Consider the following 23,946-nt stretch of genomic DNA (forward strand, 5'->3'; position numbering starts at 1 on the left):
GGACGACTTATGAAAGGAACACCATGGCGAGGCCAGACAAGGCAGCCGCAGTCGAGGAGATCAAACAGCAGTTTGAGAACTCCGACGCTGTGTTGCTGACCGAGTACCGCGGTCTCACCGTCGCGCAGCTGAAAGAACTGCGCGTTTCTCTCGGTGAGAACGTCAGCTACGCCGTGGTAAAGAACACGCTGACCAAGATTGCAGCCAAGGAAGCCGGGATCACCGGTCTCGATGAGCACCTCAATGGGCCCACCGCGATCGCGTTCGTCAACGGCGAACCCCCTGAGGCTGCCAAGGCTCTGCGTAACTTTGCCAAGGCGAACGACAAGCTCGTGGTGAAGGGCGGCTACTACGATGGAGCCGCACTCAGCCCCGAACAGGTCAACCAGCTCGCCGACCTCGAATCCCGCGAAGTGCTGCTTGCAAAGGCAGCTGGTGCTATGAAAGCAAGCCTCCACCAGGCGGCTTACCTCTTCACCGCTCCGCTGGTCAAGGCCGTGCGCACTGTCGATGCACTCCGCGAGAAGCAGGACGACGCTCCTGCTTCCGACGCCTGAGCATCACCCCCAACCAACCCGGTCACACACTGTGACCATCACAGGAAGGACTAGCCACCATGGCTAAGCTCACCACCGACGAGCTCCTCGAAGCTTTCAAGGAGCTCACGCTCATCGAACTGTCCGAGTTCGTCAAGAAGTTCGAAGAAGAGTTCGACGTTGAGGCTGCCGCTCCGGCCGCCGCTGTCGCCGTCGCCCCTGCCGCCGGAGGCGGAGAGGAGGCTGCTGAAGAGCAGACCGAATTCGACGTCGTCCTCGAAGCAGCCGGCGAGAAGAAGGTTCCCGTCATCAAGGAAGTCCGTGGGCTCACCTCCCTCGGACTCAAGGAAGCCAAGGACCTCGTCGACGGAGCTCCCAAGGCCGTCCTCGAAGGCGCTTCGAAGGAAGACGCAGAGAAGGCCAAGGAGGTCCTCGAGGCCGCCGGTGCCACCGTCACCCTCAAGTGACTCTGTGCTGATTGCGGCCAGTGCCGCATTCTGAAGAACCCCACAGCATCAGCTGTGGGGTTCTTTGCGTCTTCACCCGTTCGGTCCCAGCCAGCCCCGGGCTGAGCATGCGGCGTTCGAGGCTGCGGAAGAGGTGGGGCACGAGACCTCAGGAGAGGCTGAACTCCAACGGAACTCGGCGGTCATGATCCCCGGGCATCGTGCGGGCGGGCAGGGCCACCTCGGTGTCGTCCTGGTGAAGACGCATTCCATCGATGTCGCCGAGCTGACGCTGTACGAACCCGCGATCGACGGGCACGCCATGTCCGGGAATGAAGGTCGTCGCCTCCGGGAAGTCGAGGATCCGACGAAGGCTGTTCGCCCACTGACTGAGAGAGGAATCGGCGGCTGCCTGGGGAGGATCGCCCTCTTCGACGAGGTCGCCGACGAAGACGACACCCGACTCGGGCAGGCGGACGATGAGATCGGCTGTCGAATGGCCTCCGAGGACATGGAATTCCGCCCAACAGTCACCGAGATCGACGCCGCTGACATGCTGAGTGGACGAGTCGACCGCGGTGACGTCGACGAAGAGCTCGCTGGGATCGAGAGGCAGCTGTGAGGCGAAATCGGCGGTGGCGGGGTCGTGGCGCAGCGCATCGAGGGCAAGCCATGTGCTGGCCGCCTGATCCGTGGCGAAGGAGGACGAGGCGAAGGCTCGGTCGCCTCCCGCTTCGAGCAGCGCGGCGGCCCCGAAACAGTGGTCCCAATGATCGTGTGTGATGACCAGATCGGTTCGTGCCGGACCGCTGGTCTGCGCTTGCAGCTCTGCCGCCCGTGCGGCGAGGTGCCGGCCGGTGTCCGGGCAGGGGCCGGCATCGACGATGAGGCTGCCGCTGCTGCCGGTGATGATCGCGCTGTTGACGGTCGCGGGATCGGTGCGAAGCACGCTGATAGTCGTCATACTATGAGTCTAGAGGGGACGAGCCTTGCTGCTGCGGGTGAGCTGAGGCACGTCGAGCACGACATCCGTCCTCCTCGGTGGCTAAGATCGCAGTCGGCGGCGACAACGCAGTCATCAGCTTCTGGGAACGAGGAGATCGATGGAGATCACGCATATTCGCTCCGGCACGCTGACCGACTCCGACGTCGACGGGCTCCTTGGTGAGATCGTCGACTTCGATCGCAGGATCAATCGTGCCCTCGGGTTCGGTGAGGACTTCGACCCATTGCCCGGTTCGGTGCGCGGGAAACTCGTGCGCTGTGACGAATTCACCTCTCATGAGATCTGGCTGGGCCGCGTCGACGGCAGACTCGTGGCGAAAGCGGGAGCCTATCTGAGCCTGTTCGACAACACCGACGTCGCCGATGTCTACATCGGCATCCTGCCCGAACTGCGGCGGTCGGGCTTGGGCACCGAGCTGCTGACGGTCATGGAGCGGCAGCTGGCTGAAACCGGGAGGACACGACTGACTGCCTGGGCCGAAATCCCGGCAGCAGACTTCGACGCCGATCCGCGCAGACCTCGGATCGCCGCGGCCGCCGGCACCGGCAGCCTTCCGGCCGAACGGGCCGAGGTCGTTTTCGCCCAAGGTCATGACTACCGGCTCCAGCAGGTCGAGCGATGCTCTGCTGCGGTCGTTCAGTGCAGTTCCGGCGGGGGAGTAGACTCGTTCAGGACCGAAGACGGATATGTCATCCGCACCTGGGCGGGACCGGTACCGGAGGAGCACATCGAGGCGATCGCGCTGCTTCACCAGAGGATGTCCACGGATGCTCCCGGAGCTGCCGACCTCCATGACGAGGAGACCTGGGATACCGCTCGAGTCCGGGCTCTCGAAGCGGACCGTGAATACACAGGAGGGCGCACGTACACGGCGTTGGCGCTCTTCGATGGCGAAGGGGTCGGCTTCACCGAGGTCGTGAGTTACACACAGCGTCCGCACGTGGCTTATCAGGGCGCCACTCTCGTGCTCAGCGAGCACCGTGGCCACGGGTTGGGAGCGCGACTGAAGATCGCCAATCATGAGGCGCTGTGTCAGTCCTCGCCGGTCGAGCGCGTCTACACGTGGAATGCGGCGGAGAACTCGTGGATGCTGGCCATCAACGATCAGGCCGGGTTCGAAACCGTGGGGTGGGTCGGTCTGTGGAAGAAGATTCTTGCATGACTTGACCAGATGCTATAAGGTTGATATTTGCATCGTTCTGCCTGTGGTGTGCCTTCATATAGCGGTGGGCACGTCATTTCCACTCAAGTGAACCACGTCGGTGCCGGGAGTCGAAATCTGACACACCCGGAAATTGCCGAAGGGAAGTCGAGTGGGCAGACGAGGTATCAGATGGTGAAGCACTCGGAAGGAACCAATTGGCCGCCGCCAACGACAACACCAGGACCGCTAATCCCCCCCAGAGAATTTCCTTCGCGAAGATTCGCGAACCTCTCGAGGTTCCCGATCTGCTCGGTCTGCAGACGGACAGCTTCGACTGGCTGATCGGATCGGAGGCGTGGCAGGACCGCGTCGCCGAAGCCATCGAGATCGGAGACGACTCCGTCGCAACCACCTCGGGACTCGAGGACATCTTCGAAGAGATCTCGCCGATCGAAGACTTCGGCGGATCCATGTCGCTGTCGTTCCGCGAGCACCGGTTCGAGGCTCCCAAGTACTCGATCGATGAGTGCAAGGAACGCGACATGACCTACTCGGCGCCGCTGTACGTCACCGCCGAGTTCATGAACAACAACACGGGCGAGATCAAGAGCCAGACCGTGTTCATGGGCGACTTCCCCCTCATGACCGACAAGGGCACGTTCATCGTCAACGGCACCGAACGCGTCGTCGTCTCCCAGCTCGTCCGGTCGCCCGGCGCCTACTTCGAATCCAGCGTCGACAAGACCACGGACAAGGACATCTTCACCGCGAAGATCATCCCCTCCCGTGGCGCATGGCTGGAGTTCGAGGTCGACAAGCGCGACCAGGTCGGTGTGCGTCTCGACCGCAAGCGCAAGCAGTCCGTGACCGTTCTGCTCAAGGCTCTCGGCTGGACCGAGGCGAAGATCCTCGAAGAGTTCGGCGAGTTCGAGTCCATCCGCGAGACGATGGCCAAGGACACCGTCAACACGCAGGACGAAGCGCTGCTCGACATCTACAAAAAGCTGCGCCCGGCCGAGCCCGCGACGGCTGAGGCCGCCCGCAACCTGCTCAACAACCTCTACTTCAACCCGAAGCGCTACGACCTGGCCAAGGTCGGCCGCTACAAGGTCAACCGCAAGCTCGGCGTCGAGGCCCCGCTGTCGGACTCGGTCCTCTCGACCGACGACATCGTGGCCACCATCCGCTACCTCGTGTCGCTGCACGCCGGAGTGGAGACCTCCAAGGGCACCCGCGACGGCGAAGAGGTCGAGCTGAGCGTCAAGCTCGACGACATCGACCACTTCGGCAACCGCCGCATCCGCGCCGTCGGTGAGCTCATCGAGAACCAGATCCGCACCGGTCTGTCGCGTATGGAGCGTGTCGTGCGTGAGCGCATGACCACCCAGGACGTCGAGGCGATCACCCCGCAGACCCTGATCAACATCCGCCCCGTGGTGGCTGCGATCAAGGAGTTCTTCGGCACCTCGCAGCTGAGCCAGTTCATGGATCAGAACAACCCGCTGGCGGGTCTGACCCATAAGCGTCGTCTCTCCGCGCTGGGACCTGGTGGCCTCTCTCGTGACCGCGCCGCGATGGAAGTCCGTGACGTGCACCCCTCGCACTACGGCCGCATGTGCCCGATCGAGACCCCGGAAGGCCCGAACATCGGCCTGATCGGTTCTCTGGCCTCCTATGCCCGCATCAACCCGTTCGGCTTCATCGAGACCCCGTACCGCAAGGTCGTCGACGGTGTCGTGACCGATGAGACGCAGTACCTGACCGCCGATGACGAACTCGACTTCAACATCGCTCAGGCCAACGCGCCGCTGACCGAAGACCAGCGTTTCGCCGAGGTCGAGGTCCTGGCCCGTCCGAAGGGCGGCGGCGGTGAGGCCGAGCTTGTCCAGGACGACCAGATCGACTTCATGGACGTCTCCGCACGCCAGATGGTGTCCGTGGCTTCGGCCCTGATCCCGTTCCTCGAGCACGACGATGCCAACCGTGCCCTCATGGGTGCGAACATGCAGCGTCAGGCCGTGCCGCTGGTGATGGCCGAATCGCCCGTCGTGGGCACCGGCATGGAATACCGTGCCGCCGTCGACGCCGGTGACGTCATCACCGCCGAGAAGCCCGGTGTCATCACCGAGGTCTCGGCCGACTTCGTCACGGTCCTCGCCGACGACGGAACCCAGCTGACCTACAAAGCGTCGAAGTTCAAGCGTTCGAACCACGGCACCTCGTACAACCAGCGCATCCTCGTCGACGAAGGCGATCGTGTCGAAGCCGGCACCGTCCTCGCCGACGGCCCGTCCACCGAGAACGGTGAGATGGCTCTGGGCAAGAACCTCCTCGTCGCGTTCATGTCCTGGGAAGGCTACAACTACGAGGATGCGATCATCCTCTCCCAGCGCCTCGTCCAGGACGATGTGCTGTCCTCGATCCATATCGAGGAGCACGAGGTCGACGCCCGCGACACCAAGCTCGGCGCCGAAGAGATCACCCGGGACATCCCGAACATCTCGCCCGATGCGCTGGCCGACCTCGACGATCGCGGCATCATCCGCATCGGCGCCGAGGTCACCGACGGTGACATCCTCGTCGGCAAGGTCACCCCGAAGGGTGAGACCGAGCTGACTCCCGAAGAGCGCCTGCTGCGCGCGATCTTCGGTGAGAAGTCCCGTGAGGTCCGCGACACCTCGCTGCGCGTTCCGCACGGTGAGATCGGCACCGTCATCGGAGTCCGCGTCTTCGACCGTGAGGATGACGACGAGCTCTCGCCCGGTGTCAACCAGATGGTCCGCGTCTACGTGGCTCAGCGCCGCAAGATCACCATCGGTGACAAGATGGCCGGCCGTCACGGCAACAAGGGCGTCATCTCGACGATCCTGCCGGTCGAGGACATGCCGTTCCTCGCCGACGGCACTCCCGTCGACGTCATCCTCAACCCGCACGGTGTTCCCCGTCGTATGAACATCGGACAGGTCTTCGAAGTCCACCTCGGATGGATCTCGAAGCAGGGTTGGAAGATCGAAGGCAACCCCGAGTGGGCAGCCGAACTGCCGGAAGCGGCCCGCGAGGCTGAGGCCGGCACGAACCTGGCCACCCCCGTCTTCGACGGTGCACACGAGCAGGAGCTGCGCGGACTGCTGGATTCGACCACCCCGAACCGCGATGGGGACCGCCTCATCGATTCCTCGGGCAAGGCACAGCTGTTCGACGGACGCTCCGGCGAGCCGTTCCCGTACCCGATCTCGGTCGGCTACATGTACATGCTCAAGCTCCACCACCTCGTCGACGACAAGATCCACGCGCGTTCGACCGGACCGTACTCGATGATCACGCAGCAGCCGCTCGGTGGTAAGGCGCAGTTCGGTGGTCAGCGCTTCGGTGAGATGGAAGTCTGGGCCCTCGAGGCCTATGGCGCCGCCTACACGCTGCAGGAGCTTCTGACGATCAAGTCCGATGACATCCCGGGCCGTGTGAAGGTCTACGAAGCCATCGTCAAGGGTGAGAACCTGCCCGACCCGGGAATTCCCGAGTCGTTCAAGGTCCTCATCAAGGAGATGCAGTCCCTGTGCCTCAACGTCGAAGTTCTCTCTTCCGACGGCGGCCACGTCGAGATGGGCGAATCGGAGGACGAGGTCTACCGTGCCGCCGAGGAACTCGGCATCGATCTCTCGCGCCGCGAAGCACAGACCGTAGAAGAAGTCTGAGGACTTCCACTTCAACCGACACAACTTTTTGGTGAACGATTCGTTCATCGCCAGGAAAGAGGATTTACGTGCCTGACGTCAATTTCTTTGATGAACTGCGCATCGGTCTTGCCACCGCAGAGAATATCCGCGGCTGGTCACACGGTGAGGTGAAAAAGCCCGAGACCATCAACTACCGCACCCTGAAGCCGGAGAAGGACGGACTCTTCTGCGAGAAGATCTTCGGGCCGACCCGCGACTGGGAGTGCGCCTGCGGAAAGTACAAGCGCGTCCGCTTCAAGGGCATCATCTGCGAACGCTGCGGCGTCGAGGTGACCCGTGCCAAGGTGCGTCGTGAGCGCATGGGCCACATCGAGCTCGCCGCTGCCGTGACCCATATCTGGTACTTCAAGGGTGTGCCCTCCCGTCTGGGATACCTGCTGGATCTGGCCCCGAAGGACCTGGAGAAGGTCATCTACTTCGCGGCCTACATGATCACCTCCGTCGACGAGGACTCCCGTCACCGTGATCTGCCCAGCCTGCAGAACAAGATCGACGTCGAGAAGCAGCAGATCGGCACCCGCCGTGACGCCGACATCGATCGTCGTGCCAAGAAGCTCGAAGAGGATCTCGCCGCACTCGAGGCCGACGGCGGCACAGCCCAGGCCAAGAAGAAGCTGCGCGACACCGCCGAGAAGGAAATGGACAAGCTGCGCAAGAACGCCGACCGCGAGGTCGACCGTATCGAGCAGGTGTGGGACCGTTTCAAGAACCTCAAGGTCAACGACCTCGAAGGCGACGAGAGCCTGTACCGCGAGATGTTCCACCGTTTCGGGCTCTACTTCACCGGAGCCATGGGCGCCGAGGCGATCCAGAAGCGCCTCATCGACTTCGACCTCGAGTCCGAAGCCGAGAAGCTGCGTGAGCTCATCGCCACCGGCAAGGGGCAGCGCAAGACCCGTGCGCTCAAGCGCCTCAAGGTCGTCAACGCGTTCCTGACCACCGACAACAACCCCGAGGGCATGGTCCTCGACGTCGTTCCGGTGATCCCCCCGGAGCTGCGCCCGATGGTGCAGCTCGACGGCGGCCGGTTCGCCACCTCGGACCTCAACGACCTCTACCGTCGTGTCATCAACCGCAACAACCGTCTCAAGCGTCTGCTCGACCTCGGTGCTCCCGAGATCATCGTCAACAACGAGAAGCGGATGCTGCAGGAAGCTGTGGACTCGCTGTTCGACAACGGGCGTCGCGGACGTCCGGTGACCGGTCCGGGCAACCGCCCGCTGAAGTCGCTGTCGGACATGCTCAAGGGCAAGCAGGGACGTTTCCGTCAGAACCTGCTCGGTAAGCGTGTGGACTACTCGGGCCGTTCGGTCATCGTCGTCGGCCCGCAGCTGCACCTGCACCAGTGCGGTCTGCCCAAGACCATGGCTCTCGAACTGTTCAAACCGTTCGTGATGAAGCGCCTGGTCGATCTCAACCATGCACAGAACATCAAGTCGGCCAAGCGCATGGTCGAGCGCCAGCACCCGCAGGTGTGGGACGTCCTCGAAGAGGTCATCACCGAACATCCTGTGCTGCTCAACCGCGCACCGACTCTGCACCGTCTGGGCATCCAGGCGTTCGAACCCCAGCTCATCGAGGGTAAGGCGATCCAGCTGCACCCGCTCGTGTGCTCGGCGTTCAACGCTGACTTCGATGGTGACCAGATGGCTGTGCACCTGCCGCTGAGCCCCGAGGCGCAGGCCGAGGCCCGCGTCCTCATGCTCTCGGCCAACAACATCCTCAAGCCTTCGGACGGCAAGCCCGTGACGATGCCTTCGCAGGATATGATCATCGGTCTGTTCCACCTCACCTCCGAGCGCAAGGGACTGGCCGGCGAGGGACGTTCGTTCTCCGGTATGGGCGAAGCCATCATGGCATTCGACCGTGGGGAGCTCGACCTCGGTTCGCCGATCACCATCCGCCTGGAGGACGTGGTTCCCGGTGCGGACATCGAGGTGCCCGAAGGCTGGGAGGCCGGGGATCCGCTGGACGTGCAGACGACTCTGGGTCGGGCACAGTTCAATGAGTACCTGCCCGCCGACTACTCGTTCGTCAACTCGACGATCGACAAGAAAGCGCTGAGCCGGATCGTCAACCACCTCGCCGAGGAGTACCCGAAGGTCGAGGTCGCCCACACGCTGGACAACTTCAAGGCCGGCGGCTTCTACTGGGCCACCCGTTCGGGCATCACCATCGCGATGTCCGACGTCGTCTCGCCCGAGGCGAAGACGGAGATCCTCAACGAGGCCGAGGCCATCGACACGAAGGTTCAGCAGCAGTACGAACTCGGTGCGCTCACCGACGACGAGCGCCGCAACGAGCTCGTCAAGCTGTGGACCGAGACGACCGAGAAGGTCGACCAGGTCATGCGCACGAACTTCCCTGAGGAGAACTCGGTGCTGCGTCTGGTCGAGTCCGGAGCATCCGGTAACTGGATGCAGGTGCGTCAGCTGGCCGGTATGCGTGGTCTGGTGACGAACCCGAAGGGTGAGATCATCCCGCGTCCGATCGTGTCGAACTATCGCGAGGGCCTGGCAGTGCTCGAGTACTTCATCGCCTCGCACGGTGCTCGTAAGGGTCTGGCCGACACGGCTCTGCGTACTGCTGACTCCGGTTACCTGACCCGTCGTCTCGTCGACGTGTCGCAGGACGTCATCGTGCGCACCGCGGAAGCCGACTCGAACAAGGGCATCACCCTGCCGGTTGCCGAACGCGATCACGAGGGCAACCTCGTCCCGCACGAATTCGCGGAGACCAGCGTCTACGGTCGACTCACCGTCAACGACGTCACCGACGCCGATGGCAATGTCATCGTCCCGGCGAAGTCCGATGTCACCGCCGCCACTGTCGACGCCCTCGTGGCGGCCGGCATCGAGGAGCTCAAGGTCCATTCGGTGCTGACCGCGGACTCCGATACACAGATCTCCGCCGAGCACTACGGTCGCTCGATGGCGACCGGCAAGCTCGTCGACATCGGCGAGGCCATCGGCACCGTCGCTGCCCAGTCGATCGGTGAGCCGGGAACCCAGCTGACGATGCGTACGTTCCACACCGGTGGTGCGGCGGCCTCCTCGGGTGATATCACCCAGGGTCTGCCGCGTGTGACCGAGCTCTTCGAAGCTCGCACACCGAAGGGCTTCGCCCCCATCGCCGAGGCGACCGGTCGGGCGAAGGTCGACGACAGCCGCAAGACCCGCTTCGTCATCATCACCCCCGATGACGGCAGCGAGGAGATCGAGCATGCCGTGTCCAAGCGCGCCCGCCTCCTCGTCGAGGATGGTCAGCACGTCAAGGCCGGTGAGCAGCTCATCGTCGGTGCGGTCGATCCGAAGCAGGTGCTGCGCATCCGCGGTCGTCGTGAGGCCGAGCGTTTCCTCGTCGAGGAAGTCCAGAAGGTCTACCGTTCGCAGGGCGTGGGCATCCACGACAAGCACATCGAGGTCATCGTGCGGCAGATGCTGCGTCGCGTGACCGTCATCGAGTCGGGCGACACGAACCTGCTGCCCGGCGAGCTCGTCGACCGCGGCCGCTACCAGGCGGAGAACCGTCGTGTCGTCGCCGAAGGCGGACAGCCCGCATCGGCTCGTGACGAGCTGATGGGCATCACGAAGGCGTCGCTGGCCACCGAATCGTGGCTGTCGGCCGCATCCTTCCAGGAGACGACCCGCGTCCTCACCGAGGCGGCCATGGAAGGCAAGTCCGATACGCTCATGGGTCTCAAGGAGAACGTCATCCTCGGTAAGCTCATCCCTGCGGGCACCGGCCTGCAGAAGCACCGCAACCTTGTGGTGGAGCCGACCGAAGAGGCCAAGGCCGAGATGTTCACCAACAGCTACGGGGACTTCTACGCGGGCATCGGATCCGAATCCGGTTCCGCCATCCCGCTGGAGGACTACGACTACGGCGCGTTCAGCTGAGTCTCAACGGCTGAGCCGGGCCGGGCCGGGCGCGCACCGCACACAGCGGGCGCGGCCCGGGCCTCGTGCCCGACAGAGCTGACACAGAGGAGGGGCACTCACCATGCGGTGAGTGCCCCTCTTCTGTGTCTGCCTGGTCCTGAGCCCGTTGGGTGCTCAGCCGAAGAGCACCTGCGCTTCCTCCCACCGGTGCAGAGGCACGGACTTGAGACTGTGCACCGCCGATGACATCTCCACGGAGACGATATCGGTGCCCTTGAGGCTGGCCATCTTGCCCCAATGACCGTGCTGAGCGAGGTCGGCAGCCGCCATTCCCAGCCGGGTGGAGAGCACACGATCGTAGGCAGTGGGGGAGCCGCCTCGTTGCAGGTGCCCGAGGATCGTGGCCCGGGATTCGATTCCGGTGATCTCTTCGATCTTCGGTGCCAGATAGTTCGCAATCCCGCCGAGGCGGACTCGACCCTTGTTGTCCAGCCCCTGATCGGCGACCTGGGTGTCGAAACCCTCGGGGATGAAGCCTTCGGCGACGACGACGATGGGAGCGCGCCCGCGCTCCTTCGCCGAAGTCACCCAGTCGGCGATCTGATCGAAGGAGACGGGGAACTCGGGCATGAGGATCGCGTGCGCTCCGGCGGCCATGCCCGCGTGCAGTGCGATCCAGCCGACGTTTCGGCCCATGACCTCGATGACCATGCAGCGGTGGTGCGATTCGGCGGTGGTGCGCAGCCGGTCGATCGCCTCGGTGGCGATGGATTGGGCGGTGTCGAAGCCGAAGGTGTAGTCCGTGCTGCCAAGGTCGTTGTCGATGGTCTTCGGGACCCCGACGATGTGAAGACCTTCCTCGTTGACCAGGCGCGACGCCCCGGCCAATGTGCCTTCGCCGCCGATGGCGATGAGCGAATCGATGCCGTGGGCGGCCATGACTTCGCGCATCCGCTCCGGCCCGCCGTCCTCATAGGGATGGGTGCGGGAGGTGCCGAGGATGGTTCCGCCCCGACCGGACAGGCCGCGCACATCGAGCATGGTCATATCGAACATGTCGTCCTCGAGCAGTCCGCGCCATCCGTCGCGGATGCCGACGAAAGACGCCCCATGGGTGCGCATGCCCTTGCGGACGATGCCGCGGACGACAGCGTTGAGTCCCGGGCAGTCGCCGCCCGAGGTGAGTACACCGATCTTCATTCCAGCTGACCCTGATCCTTTGTTCGATAGCCTTTGGCGAGCCGGACATCGTGTCCGGCCATGAGAGAGAAGCCTTTGAGGATGACGGTGCCGTTCGACCCGTCGCCCCGCGCGGACTGGCGGACCTCGTTGCCCGCCATGATGTTGATCGTCTCGTCTCGGACGCGTACGCCCGGCGGGACATAGATGTCGTTGCCGGCCCACATCGCATAGGAGACCACTTCGACCGTCACTCCGGGCCCCATGACAGCGCACAGGTCGATGTTGTCCCCGCCCATGAGGGCGTAGGTGGTGACCTCCGCGGTGCCGGGTGGGACGTCGATCTCACGACCGGACATGATGGCCACAGAGCTCATCGGTCGGGCCGAGCCCGGTTCGGCGGTGGGCGAGAGTTCGGAGGGCCCGCGCCGTTGGAGGGCCGAACCCGGGACCGAGGAACCGGTGGCCGAGCCGTGGCCGGTCTGGCGGGCGAAACGGCGGTGGAGCTGTTCGCCCTCGGGCAGGTCGTCGAGGAGCGGCATGAGTTCGTCGACGAACTTCGCGGCGATCGCATCGTCTTGGCGCTCCGCAGTCTCCTCCGGGTCCAGCCGCCCGTTCGTGACCGCCTCGGTGATCACCGAGAGCGTATCATCACGGTCCTTGTCGGAGGCGCGAACGCGGCGTTGAGGAGGAGGGGAGTCATCATCGGCCATGCTCTCCAGTGTAGCGGGACTCGAAGCAGGGGACAGGTCGGTCTGCTGAGCGGATGAGTCCACAGCGGGACCACAGCAGCGACCAATCCGGGGCCCATGTGGTGCCGCGAAGGTGGAGGCTATGAGATACGAGACCGGCGCCCGGCGGCGAAACGGGGAATCAGACGTGAAATCATCTCCTGTTCTTGCAGCCGGCTGCTCAGGACCAGTCTTCGTGCCGGCTTCTCCGACGCACAGGGCCCCGGCTCCGTCTCCTCTGCGATCTCAGCGCGGAATGAGGGGGATAATCGACCTATGACATCGACAGCGGCGGCTCCGGCACGCATTCTCCTCGTCGACGACGAAGCGAACCTCACCGAACTGCTCGTCATGGCCTGCCATGTTCGGGGTTGGCAGGCCACAGGCGTCGGCACCGGACGGGAAGCGGTGGCGCTGGCGCGCAGTGAGCATTTCGATGCGATCGTCCTCGACGTGATGCTGCCCGACCTCGACGGGTTCGCTGTGATCGAGAAGCTCCGCGGGGAGGGGATCGAAACCCCGGTGGTGTTCCTCTCCGCCCGCGATGAGGTCGATGACCGACTCACGGGGCTCCGCCTCGGCGGGGATGACTATGTGACGAAGCCGTTCAACCTCGACGAGGTCATCGCCCGGATCGAGGCCCGTCTCCGCCGCAGCGTGACGAACGGTCCGGGCGACGAGGACGACGTGCTGCGGGTGGGGGACCTCGAACTCGACGAACGCTCGCACGAGGTCACCCGCGCCGGTCACCCGATCGAGCTGACGGCCCGCGAATACGAGGTGCTGCTGCTGTTCATGCGCAATCCGCGAGTCGTGCTGTCCAAAGCGCAGATCCTCGACCGCGTATGGGACTACGACTTCGGCGGCAACGGCAATATCGTCGAACTCTACGTCTCCTACCTGAGGAAGAAGATCGACGCTCCGTTCCCGGATCTGGAGAACCTCTTCCACACCAAACGCGGAGCCGGCTACATCATGCGAGCCGAATCATGAGACTGCGCCGGTGGCGGCTGCAGACGCGGCTGATCGTCCTCGCCGGACTCGTCCTCATGCTCGTCGGAGCCGGGATCGGCGCCGCCTCCTGGCTGAGTGTGCGCAGCTCCCTCATGGCGGACCTCGACGCACAGCTGACGTCGATGACCTCGCATGCGCGCTCGGCGGACGGTCCTGGTTCGGGCCGAGATGCGGCCGCAGGACCGGGCTCTGGCACCGGCACGGACGGCGGATCGTCCGCGGCCGTCGATTCGGCGCTGCGCTATCTCTTCCAGCCGGGCGTGGGAGACGGTGCGCTCGTCGTCGTTGATTCCGGCAGCGGGGGGAGAAGGTCTGATCGCCGAGGCGGGGCTGACCCGACCGCGACCGCTGTCTGCTGAGGCGATCACTGCCCTTCTCGAGATCGAACCCGGCGACGAGGCCGCCCATGAGTCCGTGCGCGTGCCGGGGTTCGGCTCCTACCGGGTGGTCGCCTTCGCCGACGGCGACACCACCACCGTCTACGGTGTGCCGCAGGGCAGTGTCGACGAGGCACTCGACCGCACAGCCTGGACAACCGCGTTCGTCGTCCTCATCGGCGTACTCACCACTGCCGCGCTCATGGCAGTGATCATTCATCGTCAGCTGCGTGACCTCCGCGACGTCGCCCGCACCGCACGGGAGGTCACCGACCTCGAACTGGGGGCCGGCAAACCCGAGCTCGCGCTGAGAGTGCCGAGCGAACTCGCCGTCCCCGGCACCGAAGTCGGTGATGTCGGGGCCTCGGTCAACCGGATGCTCGACCATGTCGGCTCCGCCCTGGAAGAACGGTATCGGGGCACGGAGCAGATGCGCCGGTTCGTCGCTGACGCCTCCCATGAGCTGCGTACCCCGATCGCGACGATCCGCGGGTGGGCCGACCTCACCCGCCCATACCGTGAGGAGCTTCCCGCCGAGGTAGCCACCTCCTTGGGCCGGATCGATTCCGGGGCGATGCGGATGTCGGTCCTGGTCGACGACCTTCTTCTGCTCGCCCGACTCGAGGCCGGTCGGCAGCCGACGCGCAAGGACCCCGTCGATGTGTCCGCCCTGCTCATCGAACTCGTCGAGGACGCGCATGTGGTCAACCCCGACCATGCCATCGTCCTCGATGTGCCGCCCGAGGCCCTCGAAGTCCGTGGCGCTGTCGATCAGGTCCGACGCGTCGTGTCGATCGTGCTCACCAATGCGTGTGTGCACACGCCTCCGGGGACTCGAGTGCGTGTCGAAGCCTCAGCGCAGCGCAAACCGGTTGCCGGTCAGCTGCCCCGCGATGTCGTGGTGGTCCGCATCAGCGACGACGGTCCGGGCATACCCCCGGAGATCCGGGACCGGGTCTTCGACCGGTTCGTCCGCGGCGACCCGTCGAGGACTCGTCAGGACGGGGCGAAGGGCGGCTCCTCGGGCCTGGGCCTGGCCATCGCGTCTGGGCTCGTCGAGCTCATGCACGGCAGCATTTCGATGACGAGCACGGGAGAGGGCACGGCCTTCGAACTGCGGCTGCCGACCCCATGAACGGGGCTGTTGAGACGGATGCCTGACCCGGGTGGATCGCACAGCCCGAACACAGGGCCGGCCTGGGCGGACTGCAGTCCCGAGGCCGAGAGTGCCATCGGCCTCGCCGACCTCAACAGGAACGAATGATGACACGACGATGCCCCCACCGACTCCGGTGGGGGCATCGTCGTTGCGGGGCCGACTCAGTCGCAGACTCGAAGAGCCGTGGACCGACTCAGCAGCAGACCGGTCGAGTCACAGCTTCACTGCGGAGTCGCCTCGGCGGAGTCGATGCTCATCTCAGCGGTGCAGATCGTAGCGATCGGCTTCGACGACCTTGGTCCAGGCCTTGACGAAGTCGGCGACGAACTTCGCGCCGGCATCGTCGGATCCGTAGACCTCCGCGATGGCGCGCAGCTCGGAGTTCGCACCGAAGAGCAGATCGACGCGGCTGCCGGTCCACAGCTTCTCACCGGCAGGGGAGAAGCACTCGTAGAACTCGGCGGTTTCGGAGTCGCCGACCGGCTTCCACACGTTGCCGAGCTCGAGGAGGTTGACGAAGAAATCGTTCGTCAACTCGCCCGGTCGGTCGGTGAACACTCCGAGATCGGAGTCCTCGAAGTTCGCTCCGAGGACGCGCAGACCGCCGATGAGCACGGTCAGCTCCGGCGGGGTGAGCCCGAGCAGGCTGGCCTTGTCGAGCAGCAGGTACTCCGCCCGGAGCGGAAGATCCGCGGTCAGATGATTGCGGAACCCGTCATGGGTGGGCTCGAGGAAGCCGAAGGAATCCACATCCGTCTGCTCCTGTGTGGCATCCCCGCGACCGGTCGAGACCGGCACGGTGACCTCATGGCCGGCCGCCTTCGCAGCTGTCTCGACTCCGACGGCACCGGCGATGGCCAGCACATCGGCGAACGACGCACCGGTCGACTCGGCGATCTCCTCGAGGACTGGCAGAACCTGCGCGAGCTTGGTCGGCTCGTTGGCCTCCCAGCTGCGCTGCGGTTCGAGGCGGAGACGTCCGCCGTTGATTCCGCCGCGCATATCCGAGACCCGGTGGGAGGACGCCGCCGCCCACGTGGTCGACACCAGCTGGGACACCGTGAGACCCGAGTCGCGGACGGCGGCCTTCACGGCCTCCAGGCCGGCGGCGTCGAGCGAGGTGCCGGCGGGAATCGGATCCTGCCAGATGAGCTCCTCGGTGGGAACCTCGGGGCCGAGGTAGCGGGTGGCCGGTCCCATGTCACGGTGAGTGAGCTTGAACCAGGCGCGGGCGAAGGCATCTTGGAAGGCCTTCTGATCGTCCTTGAACCGGCGGGAGATCTCCCCGTAGATGGGATCGTAGCGCAGGGCCAGGTCGGTCGTGAGCATGCGGGGCTCACGGCGGCCGGTGCCCTGTGCCATCGGCACCATATCGTCGCCGCCGCCGTCGATGGGACGCCACTGGAGATGTCCGCCTTCGTTCTCGAAGACTTCCCACTCGTAGGCGAAGAGGATGTGGAAGAACTCGTTGTCCCAACGGGTCGGGTGGTAGGTCCAGGTGACCTCGATGCCGCTGCCGACGGTGTCGTTGCCCTGACCGGTTCCGTAGTCGCTGCGCCAGCCCAGGCCCTGCTCCTCGAGCGGAGCTGCCTCGGGGTCGGTGCCCTTGTGGGATTCGGGCGCCGCACCGTGGGTCTTGCCGAAGGTGTGGCCGCCGGCGATGAGGGCGACGGTCTCTTCGTCGTTCATCGCCATCCGTGCGAAGGTCTCACGGATCTCGAGCGCCGACTTCAGCGGATCCGGCTCGCCCTCGGGGCCCTCGGGGTTGACGTAGATGAGGCCCATGGTGGTCGCGGCCAGAGGCTTCTGCAGCTCTCCGTTGCCCACATAGCGCTTGTCGGTGCCCAGCCATTCGGACTCCGAGCCCCAGTACACGTCATTGTCCGGCTCCCACACATCGGCGCGGCCGCCGGCGAATCCGAAGGGCTCGAAGCCCATCTGCTCGAGGGCGACGTTCCCGGCGAGGATGAACAGGTCGGCCCAGGAGATCTTCTTGCCGTACTTCTTCTTGACCGGCCACAGCAGACGGCGCGCCTTGTCGAGCAGGACATTGTCGGGCCAGGAGTTCAGGGGAGCGAAACGCTGCTGGCCTTCGCCTCCGCCGCCGCGACCGTCCTGGACGCGATAGGTTCCGGCCGAGTGCCAGGCCATACGGACCATGAACGGACCGTAGTTGCCGAAGTCCGCGGACCACCAGTCCTGGTTGTTCTTCTGCAGTGCTTCGATATCGGCTTTGAGCGCGAAGTAGTCGAGGCTGTTGAACTCGGCCGCGTAGTCGAAGTCGGGGTCCATGGGGTCGCGTGCCGGCTGGCCCTTGGCGAGGATCTTGAGGTTGAGGCGATTGGGCCACCACTGCGCATTGGCGTCGCCCTGGACGGGGTTGACCAGCTGTCGGGAATCCGGCGCCGTTGCCGGCTCCGTGGAGGTGTGGGCGACCGGGCAGCCGCCTGTGGTCGTCTGGGTCATCGTATTCCTTTCACAGTCGAGTCGACTTCGGCGACTCCGTTGAAGATAAGGGCTGACCTCGGAAAGAGGGCATAGGGGTGTCCTCGGAAGAAGACGGATGGAAATGAACGGAGCGTGGACTCACACGGCGGAACGACGGCCGACCTCGGGCCTCTCGGCACCGGAGTCCGCGCAGTCGGGACACAGGCCCCAGAAGGTGACTTCGGCCTGTTCGATGAGGAAGCCGGCATCGTGGGAGGGCGTCAGGCACGGTGCCTGACCGATCGTGCAGTCGACATCGACGATGAGATTGCATGACCGGCACACCAAGTGGTGGTGATTGTCTCCGATCCGCCGTTCGTACCGAGCAACCGAGCCGGATGGCTGGATGCAGCGGACGAGACCGACCTCGGTGAGGGTGTGGAGCGAGTCGTACACGGCCTGGTGGGAGACCGCAGGCAGCGACTCGCGCACTGAGCGGATGACGGTGTCGGTGTCAGCATGCGGATGATCCCGCACGGCTTCGAGCACCGCGACCCGCTGTTTCGTCACGCGCAGAGACGTCTGCCGCAGAGCGGCGCCAGCCTCGTCGACGTGTTCTTGATTCGTCCCGTTCACACCACCAGAATGCACGCTTCTTTTGAATGAGTCAAGGAAACGATGAAAACCCCTCGCCGAGGCGGTCCGGCCCATCCGTGCCCCATTCACGGCGCGGATGTCGGTGGACGCCGTCGCGTCGAACCCGGGTGTCCGCAGGGCCGGGAGTCGAGGTCACAGGCGTGCCTCGCTGATTTCCGCGAGTTTGCAGGGTACCGTGGACGACCGTGATTTTGACCAGATACCGAAGTGCGGGATATTCTGGTAAGCGACTGATTGTGTTATCTGCGTTGTCGAACGCTCCTGCCGAGTCTTCTGTGAGTTTCGGATCCCTTGTGAGAATTCGTCGATGCAGGCCGCCGAGACGTCGAACCTGCGCCGCAGCGTCCTTGCGACACACCCGAGCGCAGGGGTCGGTGACTCGCGTGGTTACTGGCATCGGGAGCCAAGCTTCACCCGGTGTGCAGTCGGATATGTCCCACGGTTCACAGACATGACTGCGGTCATGGCCGGTGTTGGGAATTAGGTCTATCGAGAAGCAAATGGAGAACGCTTAGTGCCGACAATCCAGCAGCTCGTCCGCAAGGGACGGCATGTCAATTCAGCAGGATCTGACGCTCCTGCCCTCAAGGGCAGCCCGCAGCGTCGTGGAGTGTGCACCCGTGTGTACACCACTACCCCCAAGAAGCCGAACTCGGCTCTTCGCAAGGTCGCTCGTGTCAAGCTTTCGAGCCAGATCGAAGTGACCGCCTACATCCCCGGCGAGGGACACAACCTGCAGGAGCACTCGATCGTGCTCGTGCGCGGTGGCCGCGTCAAGGATCTGCCCGGTGTGCGCTACCGGATCGTTCGCGGTTCGCTCGACACCCAGGGCGTCAAGGGTCGTCAGCAGGCTCGCAGCAAGTACGGTGCGAAGAGGGAGAAGAAGTAATGCCACGTAAAGGTCCTGCACCCAAGCGACCGATCGTCGTTGACCCGGTCTTCAGCTCACCGCTCGTCACGCAGCTGATCAACAAGATCCTGCTCGACGGCAAGCGTTCGACCGCAGAGCGCATCGTCTACGGTGCCCTCGAGGGCACCCGCGAGAAGAACGGCAACGATCCCGTTGTCAATCTGAAGAAGGCTCTCGACAATATCCGTCCGTCCCTCGAGGTCCGTTCCCGCCGCGTCGGCGGAGCGACCTACCAGGTGCCGGTCGATGTTCGCCCGAGTCGTTCGACCACCCTGGCTCTGCGTTGGCTGGTGGGCTACGCCCGTCAGCGCCGTGAGAAGACTATGACCGAACGACTCATGAACGAGATCCTCGATGCCGCCAACGGCCTCGGTGCAGCAGTCAAGCGCCGCGAGGACGTTCACAAGATGGCCGAGTCCAACAAGGCCTTCGCCCACTACCGCTGGTAATCGTTTTCCCAGCTGCCCGGCCGGCGGACAGCGTCCGCGCGAGCTGCCGACCGGGCCGCAGGGGAGTCGAGCAAATCATCGATTGAGAGAGAGATACCGTGGCACTTGACGTGCTCACCGACCTGAACAAGGTCCGCAATATCGGCATCATGGCCCACATCGATGCCGGTAAGACAACCACGACCGAACGCATCCTCTTCTACACCGGCGTGAACTACAAGATGGGCGAGACCCACGACGGCGCCGGCACGATGGACTGGATGGCGCAGGAGAAGGAACGCGGCATCACGATCACGTCGGCCGCGACGACCTGCTACTGGCACGACAACCAGATCAACATCATCGACACCCCGGGTCACGTCGACTTCACGGTCGAGGTTGAGCGCTCGCTGCGCGTCCTCGACGGTGCTGTCGCCGTGTTCGACGGCAAGGAAGGTGTCGAACCGCAGTCCGAGACCGTGTGGCGTCAGGCTGACAAGTACGACGTTCCGCGTGTCTGCTTCGTCAACAAGATGGACAAGCTCGGCGCAGACTTCTACTTCACCGTCCAGACGATCAAGGAGCGCCTCGGAGCCAAGCCGCTGGTCATTCAGCTGCCCATCGGTGCCGAGAGCGAATTCGCCGGTGTCGTCGACCTGCTTGACATGAAGGCCTACGTCTGGCCGGACGAGTCCAAGATGGGTCAGGACATGACCGAGATCGAGATCCCCGAGGATCTCAAGGAGAAGGCTGTCGAGTACCGTGCGCAGCTCGTCGAGGACGTCGCCGAGAGTTCGGAAGAGCTCATGGAGAAGTACCTCGAGGGCGAAGAGCTCACGACTGCCGACGTCAAGGCCGGAATCCGCGAGCTCGTCATCAAGTCGGAAGCCTTCCCGGTCATGTGCGGTTCCGCATACAAGAACAAGGGCGTCCAGCCCATGCTCAATGCGGTCATCGACTACCTGCCCTCGCCGCTCGATGTGCCTCCGATGATCGGACACAACCCGAGCAACGAGGACGAGGACCTCACCCGCAAGCCCGCCAAGGACGAACCGTTCTCGGCACTGGCGTTCAAGGTCTCCACACACCCGTTCTTCGGATCGCTGACGTATGTCCGCGTGTATTCCGGTCATGTGAAGTCCGGTGAACAGGTGCTCAACACCACTTCGGGCAAGAAGGAACGCGTCGGCAAGCTCTTCCAGATGCACTCCAACAAGGAGAATCCCGTGGAAGAGGCCTTCGCCGGCCACATCTACGCCTTCATCGGTCTCAAGGAGACCACAACGGGTGACACGCTCAGCGATCCGGCCAACCCGATCGCGCTTGAGTCGATGACCTTCCCGGAGCCGGTGATCTCCGTGGCCATTGAGCCGAAGACGAAGAGCGACCAGGAGAAGCTGTCCTCGGCGATCCAGAAGTTCGTCAAGGAAGACCCGACCTACCAGGTCGAGCTCGACGAGGAGACCGGTCAGACGGTCATCCGCGGAATGGGCGAACTCCACCTCGACATCCTCGTCGACCGCATGCGTCGCGAGTTCAAGGTGGAGGCGAATGTGGGCAAGCCTCAGGTCGCCTACCGTGAGACCATCCGTCGCACTGTCGAGAAATACGATTACACCCACAAGAAGCAGACGGGTGGATCGGGACAGTTCGCGAAGGTCCAGGTCACCTTCGAACCTCTCGAGGTCGATGGCGATACGATCTACGAATTCGAGAATGCCATCACGGGCGGACGCGTTCCGCGCGAGTACATTCCGAGTGTCGATGCCGGAATCCAGGATGCCATGCAGCTTGGCACACTGGCCGGCTACCCGATGGTCGGTGTCAAGGCCACCCTGGTCGATGGCGCCTACCACGATGTCGACTCTTCGGAGATGGCATTCAAGATCGCCGGATCGATGGTCTTCAAGGAGGCCGTCAAGAAGGCGAGCCCGGTTCTTCTCGAACCGGTCATGGACGTCGAGGTGCGCACCCCTGAGGAATACATGGGTGACGTCATCGGCGACCTGAATTCCCGGCGTGGACAGATTCAGTCGATGGACGATGCTTCCGGTGTGAAGGTCGTCAAGGCTGTAGTCCCGCTCTCGGAGATGTTCGGTTACATCGGTGATCTGCGGTCGAAGACCCAGGGCCGTGCGGTGTACTCGATGACTTTCTCCAGCTATGCGGAGGTCCCGAAGGCTGTTGCCGAGGAGATCATCCAGAAGGTGCGCGGCGGAGAGTAATCTCCGGAATCCGGTCGCCCCGGTGACCAAGAACATGGTCATCGGAATGAAAGATAACCAACAAAAGGTCTAAGATATGTACCGCATATCTTTTGACAACCACGAGGAGGAACCCAGTGGCAAAGGCTAGTTTCGAACGGACTAAGCCGCACGTCAACATCGGCACCATCGGCCACGTTGACCACGGAAAGACCACCCTGACCGCCGCGATCACCAAGGTCCTGGCGGATCAGTACCCGGAGCTCAACGAAGCTCGCGCCTTCGATCAGGTCGACAACGCACCTGAGGAGAAGGAGCGCGGCATCACCATCAACGTCTCGCACGTTGAGTACCAGACGGAGAAGCGTCACTACGCTCACGTCGATGCCCCGGGCCACGCTGACTACGTGAAGAACATGATCACCGGTGCAGCTCAGATGGACGGTGCGATCCTCGTCGTGGCCGCTACCGACGGTCCGATGCCTCAGACCCGTGAGCACGTGCTGCTCGCGCGTCAGGTCGGTGTGCCCTACATCGTCTGCGCTCTGAACAAGTCCGACATGGTCGATGACGAAGAGCTCCTCGAGCTCGTCGAGTTCGAGGTTCGCGACCTGCTCTCGAGCCAGGACTTCGATGGCGACAACGCACCGGTCATCCCGGTCTCCGCTCTCAAGGCGCTGGAAGGCGACGAGAAGTGGGTCAAGAGCGTGCAGGATCTCATGGCTGCCGTCGACGACAACGTTCCCGAGCCGGAGCGCGATGTCGACAAGCCGTTCCTCATGCCCGTCGAGGACGTCTTCACGATCACCGGTCGTGGAACCGTCGTCACCGGTCGTGTCGAGCGCGGTGTGCTCCTGCCGAACGACGAAATCGAAATCGTCGGCATCAAGGAGAAGTCGTCCAAGACGACCGTCACCGCTATCGAGATGTTCCGCAAGGTTCTGCCGGATGCTCGTGCAGGCGAGAACGTCGGTCTGCTCCTCCGCGGCACCAAGCGTGAGGACGTGGAGCGCGGTCAGGTCATCGTGAAGCCGGGTTCGATCACCCCGCACACCAAGTTCGAAGCTCAGGTCTACATCCTGAGCAAGGACGAGGGCGGACGTCACAACCCGTTCTACTCGAACTACCGTCCGCAGTTCTACTTCCGGACCACGGACGTCACCGGCGTCATCACGCTGCCCGAGGGCACCGAGATGGTCATGCCCGGCGACAACACCGACATGTCGGTCGAGCTCATCCAGCCGATCGCCATGGAGGACGGCCTCCGCTTCGCAATCCGCGAAGGTGGCCGCACCGTCGGCGCTGGTCGAGTCACGAAGATCAACGCCTGATCTGACTCACCGAGTACCACAGGCAGGGCCGCAGTCCTTCGGGACTGCGGCCCTTGCCGCATTCACCGGCCCGATCGGCCTGCGAAGACTCCGGTCGGAGCGCAGGGCGGCCGTGAGAGATCCCTCACAGGAGCGATGGCTGGAATTGCGCCTGTGAAGTGCTATGTGACAAGATAGTGAAGTTGCGTTTTGAGCGTTGACCCCTGCACTGCGGTAGAGATACCGCGAACAGCTCAGAACACTATCGGATCGATGAATCTGCAGCATGCGGGTTCGGACCGAGCAGCCAATGAGTAGAAGCGCCGTCGGCGGCTGATGGGCAGAAGTGAGAATTTCTCCGTCAGGAACAGCCGACACGCCCGACCTCGGGGGTCGGTCATGGTCAGCCGGCACAGACGGCAGTCACCTTCGGGTGCTGCGGGTTGATGGCCGGAAGTAACTAAAGAAAGAGACGACGCCATGGCGGGACAGAAGATCCGCATTCGGCTCAAGTCGTACGACCACGCTGTGATTGACAGTGCCGCGCGCAAGATCGTGGACACCGTCACTCGTGCTGGTGCGACTGTTGTGGGCCCCGTGCCGTTGCCGACGGAGAAGAACGTGTACTGCGTCATCCGTTCGCCGCACAAGTACAAGGACAGCCGTGAGCATTTCGAGATGCGCACGCACAAGCGTCTGATCGACATCGTCGACCCGACGCCGAAGGCCGTCGATTCGCTTATGCGTCTCGACCTCGCTGACGACGTCAACATCGAGATCAAGCTCTAAGGGAGGCAGCA

The 23,946-nt window shown here is 63.8% G+C and carries 18 protein-coding genes; 13 read left to right on the plus strand and 5 right to left on the minus strand.

Features of this window, described 5'->3' with window-relative positions:
• Positions 1 to 23: 23 nt before the first annotated feature.
• Both rplJ and rplL read left to right on the plus strand, forming a co-directional pair.
• Complete coding sequence (gene rplJ, locus ACPUD7_RS14195) at positions 24 to 557, plus strand: 50S ribosomal protein L10 (protein WP_135537143.1); 534 nt, start codon at positions 24 to 26, stop codon at positions 555 to 557.
• A gap of 59 nt (positions 558 to 616) precedes the next feature.
• Complete coding sequence (gene rplL / locus ACPUD7_RS14200; protein WP_135537142.1) at positions 617 to 1,003, plus strand: 50S ribosomal protein L7/L12; 387 nt, start codon at positions 617 to 619, stop codon at positions 1,001 to 1,003.
• Positions 1,004 to 1,151: 148 nt separating this feature from the next.
• On the opposite strand, the gene ACPUD7_RS14205 is transcribed toward rplL, so the two are convergent.
• Positions 1,152 to 1,946 (minus strand): MBL fold metallo-hydrolase, encoded by a 795-nt coding sequence (locus ACPUD7_RS14205; RefSeq protein WP_135537141.1) that lies wholly within the window; start codon positions 1,944 to 1,946, stop codon positions 1,152 to 1,154.
• Between the two features lie 139 nt (positions 1,947 to 2,085).
• On the opposite strand from ACPUD7_RS14205, the gene ACPUD7_RS14210 reads away from it, so the two are divergent.
• The 3 genes from ACPUD7_RS14210 (at position 2,086) to ACPUD7_RS14220 (ending at position 10,768) form a co-directional block, all read left to right on the plus strand.
• Entirely contained in the window at positions 2,086 to 3,150 is a 1,065-nt protein-coding gene (locus tag ACPUD7_RS14210; RefSeq protein WP_425120271.1) for a GNAT family N-acetyltransferase, read from the plus strand.
• 197 nt (positions 3,151 to 3,347) lie between these two features.
• Complete coding sequence (gene rpoB / locus ACPUD7_RS14215) at positions 3,348 to 6,827, plus strand: DNA-directed RNA polymerase subunit beta (RefSeq protein ID WP_135537139.1); 3,480 nt, start codon at positions 3,348 to 3,350, stop codon at positions 6,825 to 6,827.
• 68 nt (positions 6,828 to 6,895) lie between these two features.
• Positions 6,896 to 10,768 carry a DNA-directed RNA polymerase subunit beta' gene (locus ACPUD7_RS14220; protein WP_135537138.1) on the plus strand — a complete coding sequence of 1,291 codons (3,873 nt, stop codon included), beginning with the start codon at positions 6,896 to 6,898 and terminating at the stop codon, positions 10,766 to 10,768.
• A gap of 156 nt (positions 10,769 to 10,924) precedes the next feature.
• On the opposite strand, the gene ACPUD7_RS14225 is transcribed toward ACPUD7_RS14220, so the two are convergent.
• Together ACPUD7_RS14225 and ACPUD7_RS14230 are read right to left on the minus strand one after the other, a co-directional pair.
• Positions 10,925 to 11,950 (minus strand): ATP-dependent 6-phosphofructokinase, encoded by a 1,026-nt coding sequence (locus ACPUD7_RS14225; protein ID WP_135537137.1) that lies wholly within the window; start codon positions 11,948 to 11,950, stop codon positions 10,925 to 10,927.
• Complete coding sequence (locus ACPUD7_RS14230) at positions 11,947 to 12,642, minus strand: DUF1707 SHOCT-like domain-containing protein (RefSeq protein ID WP_135537136.1); 696 nt, start codon at positions 12,640 to 12,642, stop codon at positions 11,947 to 11,949. Before ACPUD7_RS14230 ends, ACPUD7_RS14225 begins: the two co-directional genes overlap by 4 nt.
• A gap of 294 nt (positions 12,643 to 12,936) precedes the next feature.
• On the opposite strand from ACPUD7_RS14230, the gene ACPUD7_RS14235 reads away from it, so the two are divergent.
• Genes ACPUD7_RS14235 through ACPUD7_RS14245 form a run of 3 tightly spaced genes read left to right on the plus strand, consistent with a single transcriptional unit; the run spans position 12,937 to position 15,186 of the window.
• Positions 12,937 to 13,653, plus strand: a complete 717-nt coding sequence (locus ACPUD7_RS14235) for a response regulator transcription factor (protein WP_135537135.1) — start codon at positions 12,937 to 12,939, stop codon at positions 13,651 to 13,653.
• On the plus strand, positions 13,650 to 14,033 hold the full coding sequence (locus tag ACPUD7_RS14240) for a hypothetical protein (RefSeq protein WP_425120272.1): 384 nt from the start codon (positions 13,650 to 13,652) through the stop codon (positions 14,031 to 14,033). Before ACPUD7_RS14235 ends, ACPUD7_RS14240 begins: the two co-directional genes overlap by 4 nt.
• Positions 13,960 to 15,186, plus strand: coding sequence for a sensor histidine kinase (locus ACPUD7_RS14245; RefSeq protein WP_425120273.1), 1,227 nt, complete (start codon positions 13,960 to 13,962; stop codon positions 15,184 to 15,186). Before ACPUD7_RS14240 ends, ACPUD7_RS14245 begins: the two co-directional genes overlap by 74 nt.
• Positions 15,187 to 15,468: 282 nt before the next feature.
• Here the strand turns inward: ACPUD7_RS14245 and katG are convergent, their stop codons facing one another.
• Together katG and ACPUD7_RS14255 are read right to left on the minus strand one after the other, a co-directional pair.
• Positions 15,469 to 17,676 carry a catalase/peroxidase HPI gene (katG, locus tag ACPUD7_RS14250; protein ID WP_425120274.1) on the minus strand — a complete coding sequence of 736 codons (2,208 nt, stop codon included), beginning with the start codon at positions 17,674 to 17,676 and terminating at the stop codon, positions 15,469 to 15,471.
• A gap of 120 nt (positions 17,677 to 17,796) precedes the next feature.
• On the minus strand, positions 17,797 to 18,273 hold the full coding sequence (locus ACPUD7_RS14255) for a Fur family transcriptional regulator (protein WP_425120275.1): 477 nt from the start codon (positions 18,271 to 18,273) through the stop codon (positions 17,797 to 17,799).
• A gap of 535 nt (positions 18,274 to 18,808) precedes the next feature.
• Here ACPUD7_RS14255 and rpsL point away from each other — a divergent pair.
• The 5 genes from rpsL (at position 18,809) to rpsJ (ending at position 23,935) form a co-directional block, all read left to right on the plus strand.
• Positions 18,809 to 19,183: a 30S ribosomal protein S12 gene (rpsL, locus tag ACPUD7_RS14260; RefSeq protein WP_092015674.1), complete on the plus strand. Its 375-nt coding sequence runs from the start codon at positions 18,809 to 18,811 to the stop codon at positions 19,181 to 19,183.
• On the plus strand, positions 19,183 to 19,653 hold the full coding sequence (gene rpsG / locus ACPUD7_RS14265) for a 30S ribosomal protein S7 (RefSeq protein WP_135537132.1): 471 nt from the start codon (positions 19,183 to 19,185) through the stop codon (positions 19,651 to 19,653). The genes rpsL and rpsG overlap by 1 nt, the downstream gene beginning before the upstream one ends.
• A gap of 98 nt (positions 19,654 to 19,751) precedes the next feature.
• Positions 19,752 to 21,857, plus strand: a complete 2,106-nt coding sequence (fusA, locus tag ACPUD7_RS14270; protein ID WP_425120276.1) for an elongation factor G — start codon at positions 19,752 to 19,754, stop codon at positions 21,855 to 21,857.
• 116 nt (positions 21,858 to 21,973) lie between these two features.
• Entirely contained in the window at positions 21,974 to 23,167 is a 1,194-nt protein-coding gene (gene tuf / locus ACPUD7_RS14275) for an elongation factor Tu (protein WP_135537130.1), read from the plus strand.
• Between the two features lie 459 nt (positions 23,168 to 23,626).
• Positions 23,627 to 23,935 (plus strand): 30S ribosomal protein S10, encoded by a 309-nt coding sequence (gene rpsJ, locus ACPUD7_RS14280; protein WP_009379191.1) that lies wholly within the window; start codon positions 23,627 to 23,629, stop codon positions 23,933 to 23,935.
• Positions 23,936 to 23,946: the final 11 nt, after the last annotated feature.

Source organism: Brevibacterium sp. FAM 24630 (assembly GCF_049804075.1).
GTDB lineage: Bacteria > Actinomycetota > Actinomycetes > Actinomycetales > Brevibacteriaceae > Brevibacterium.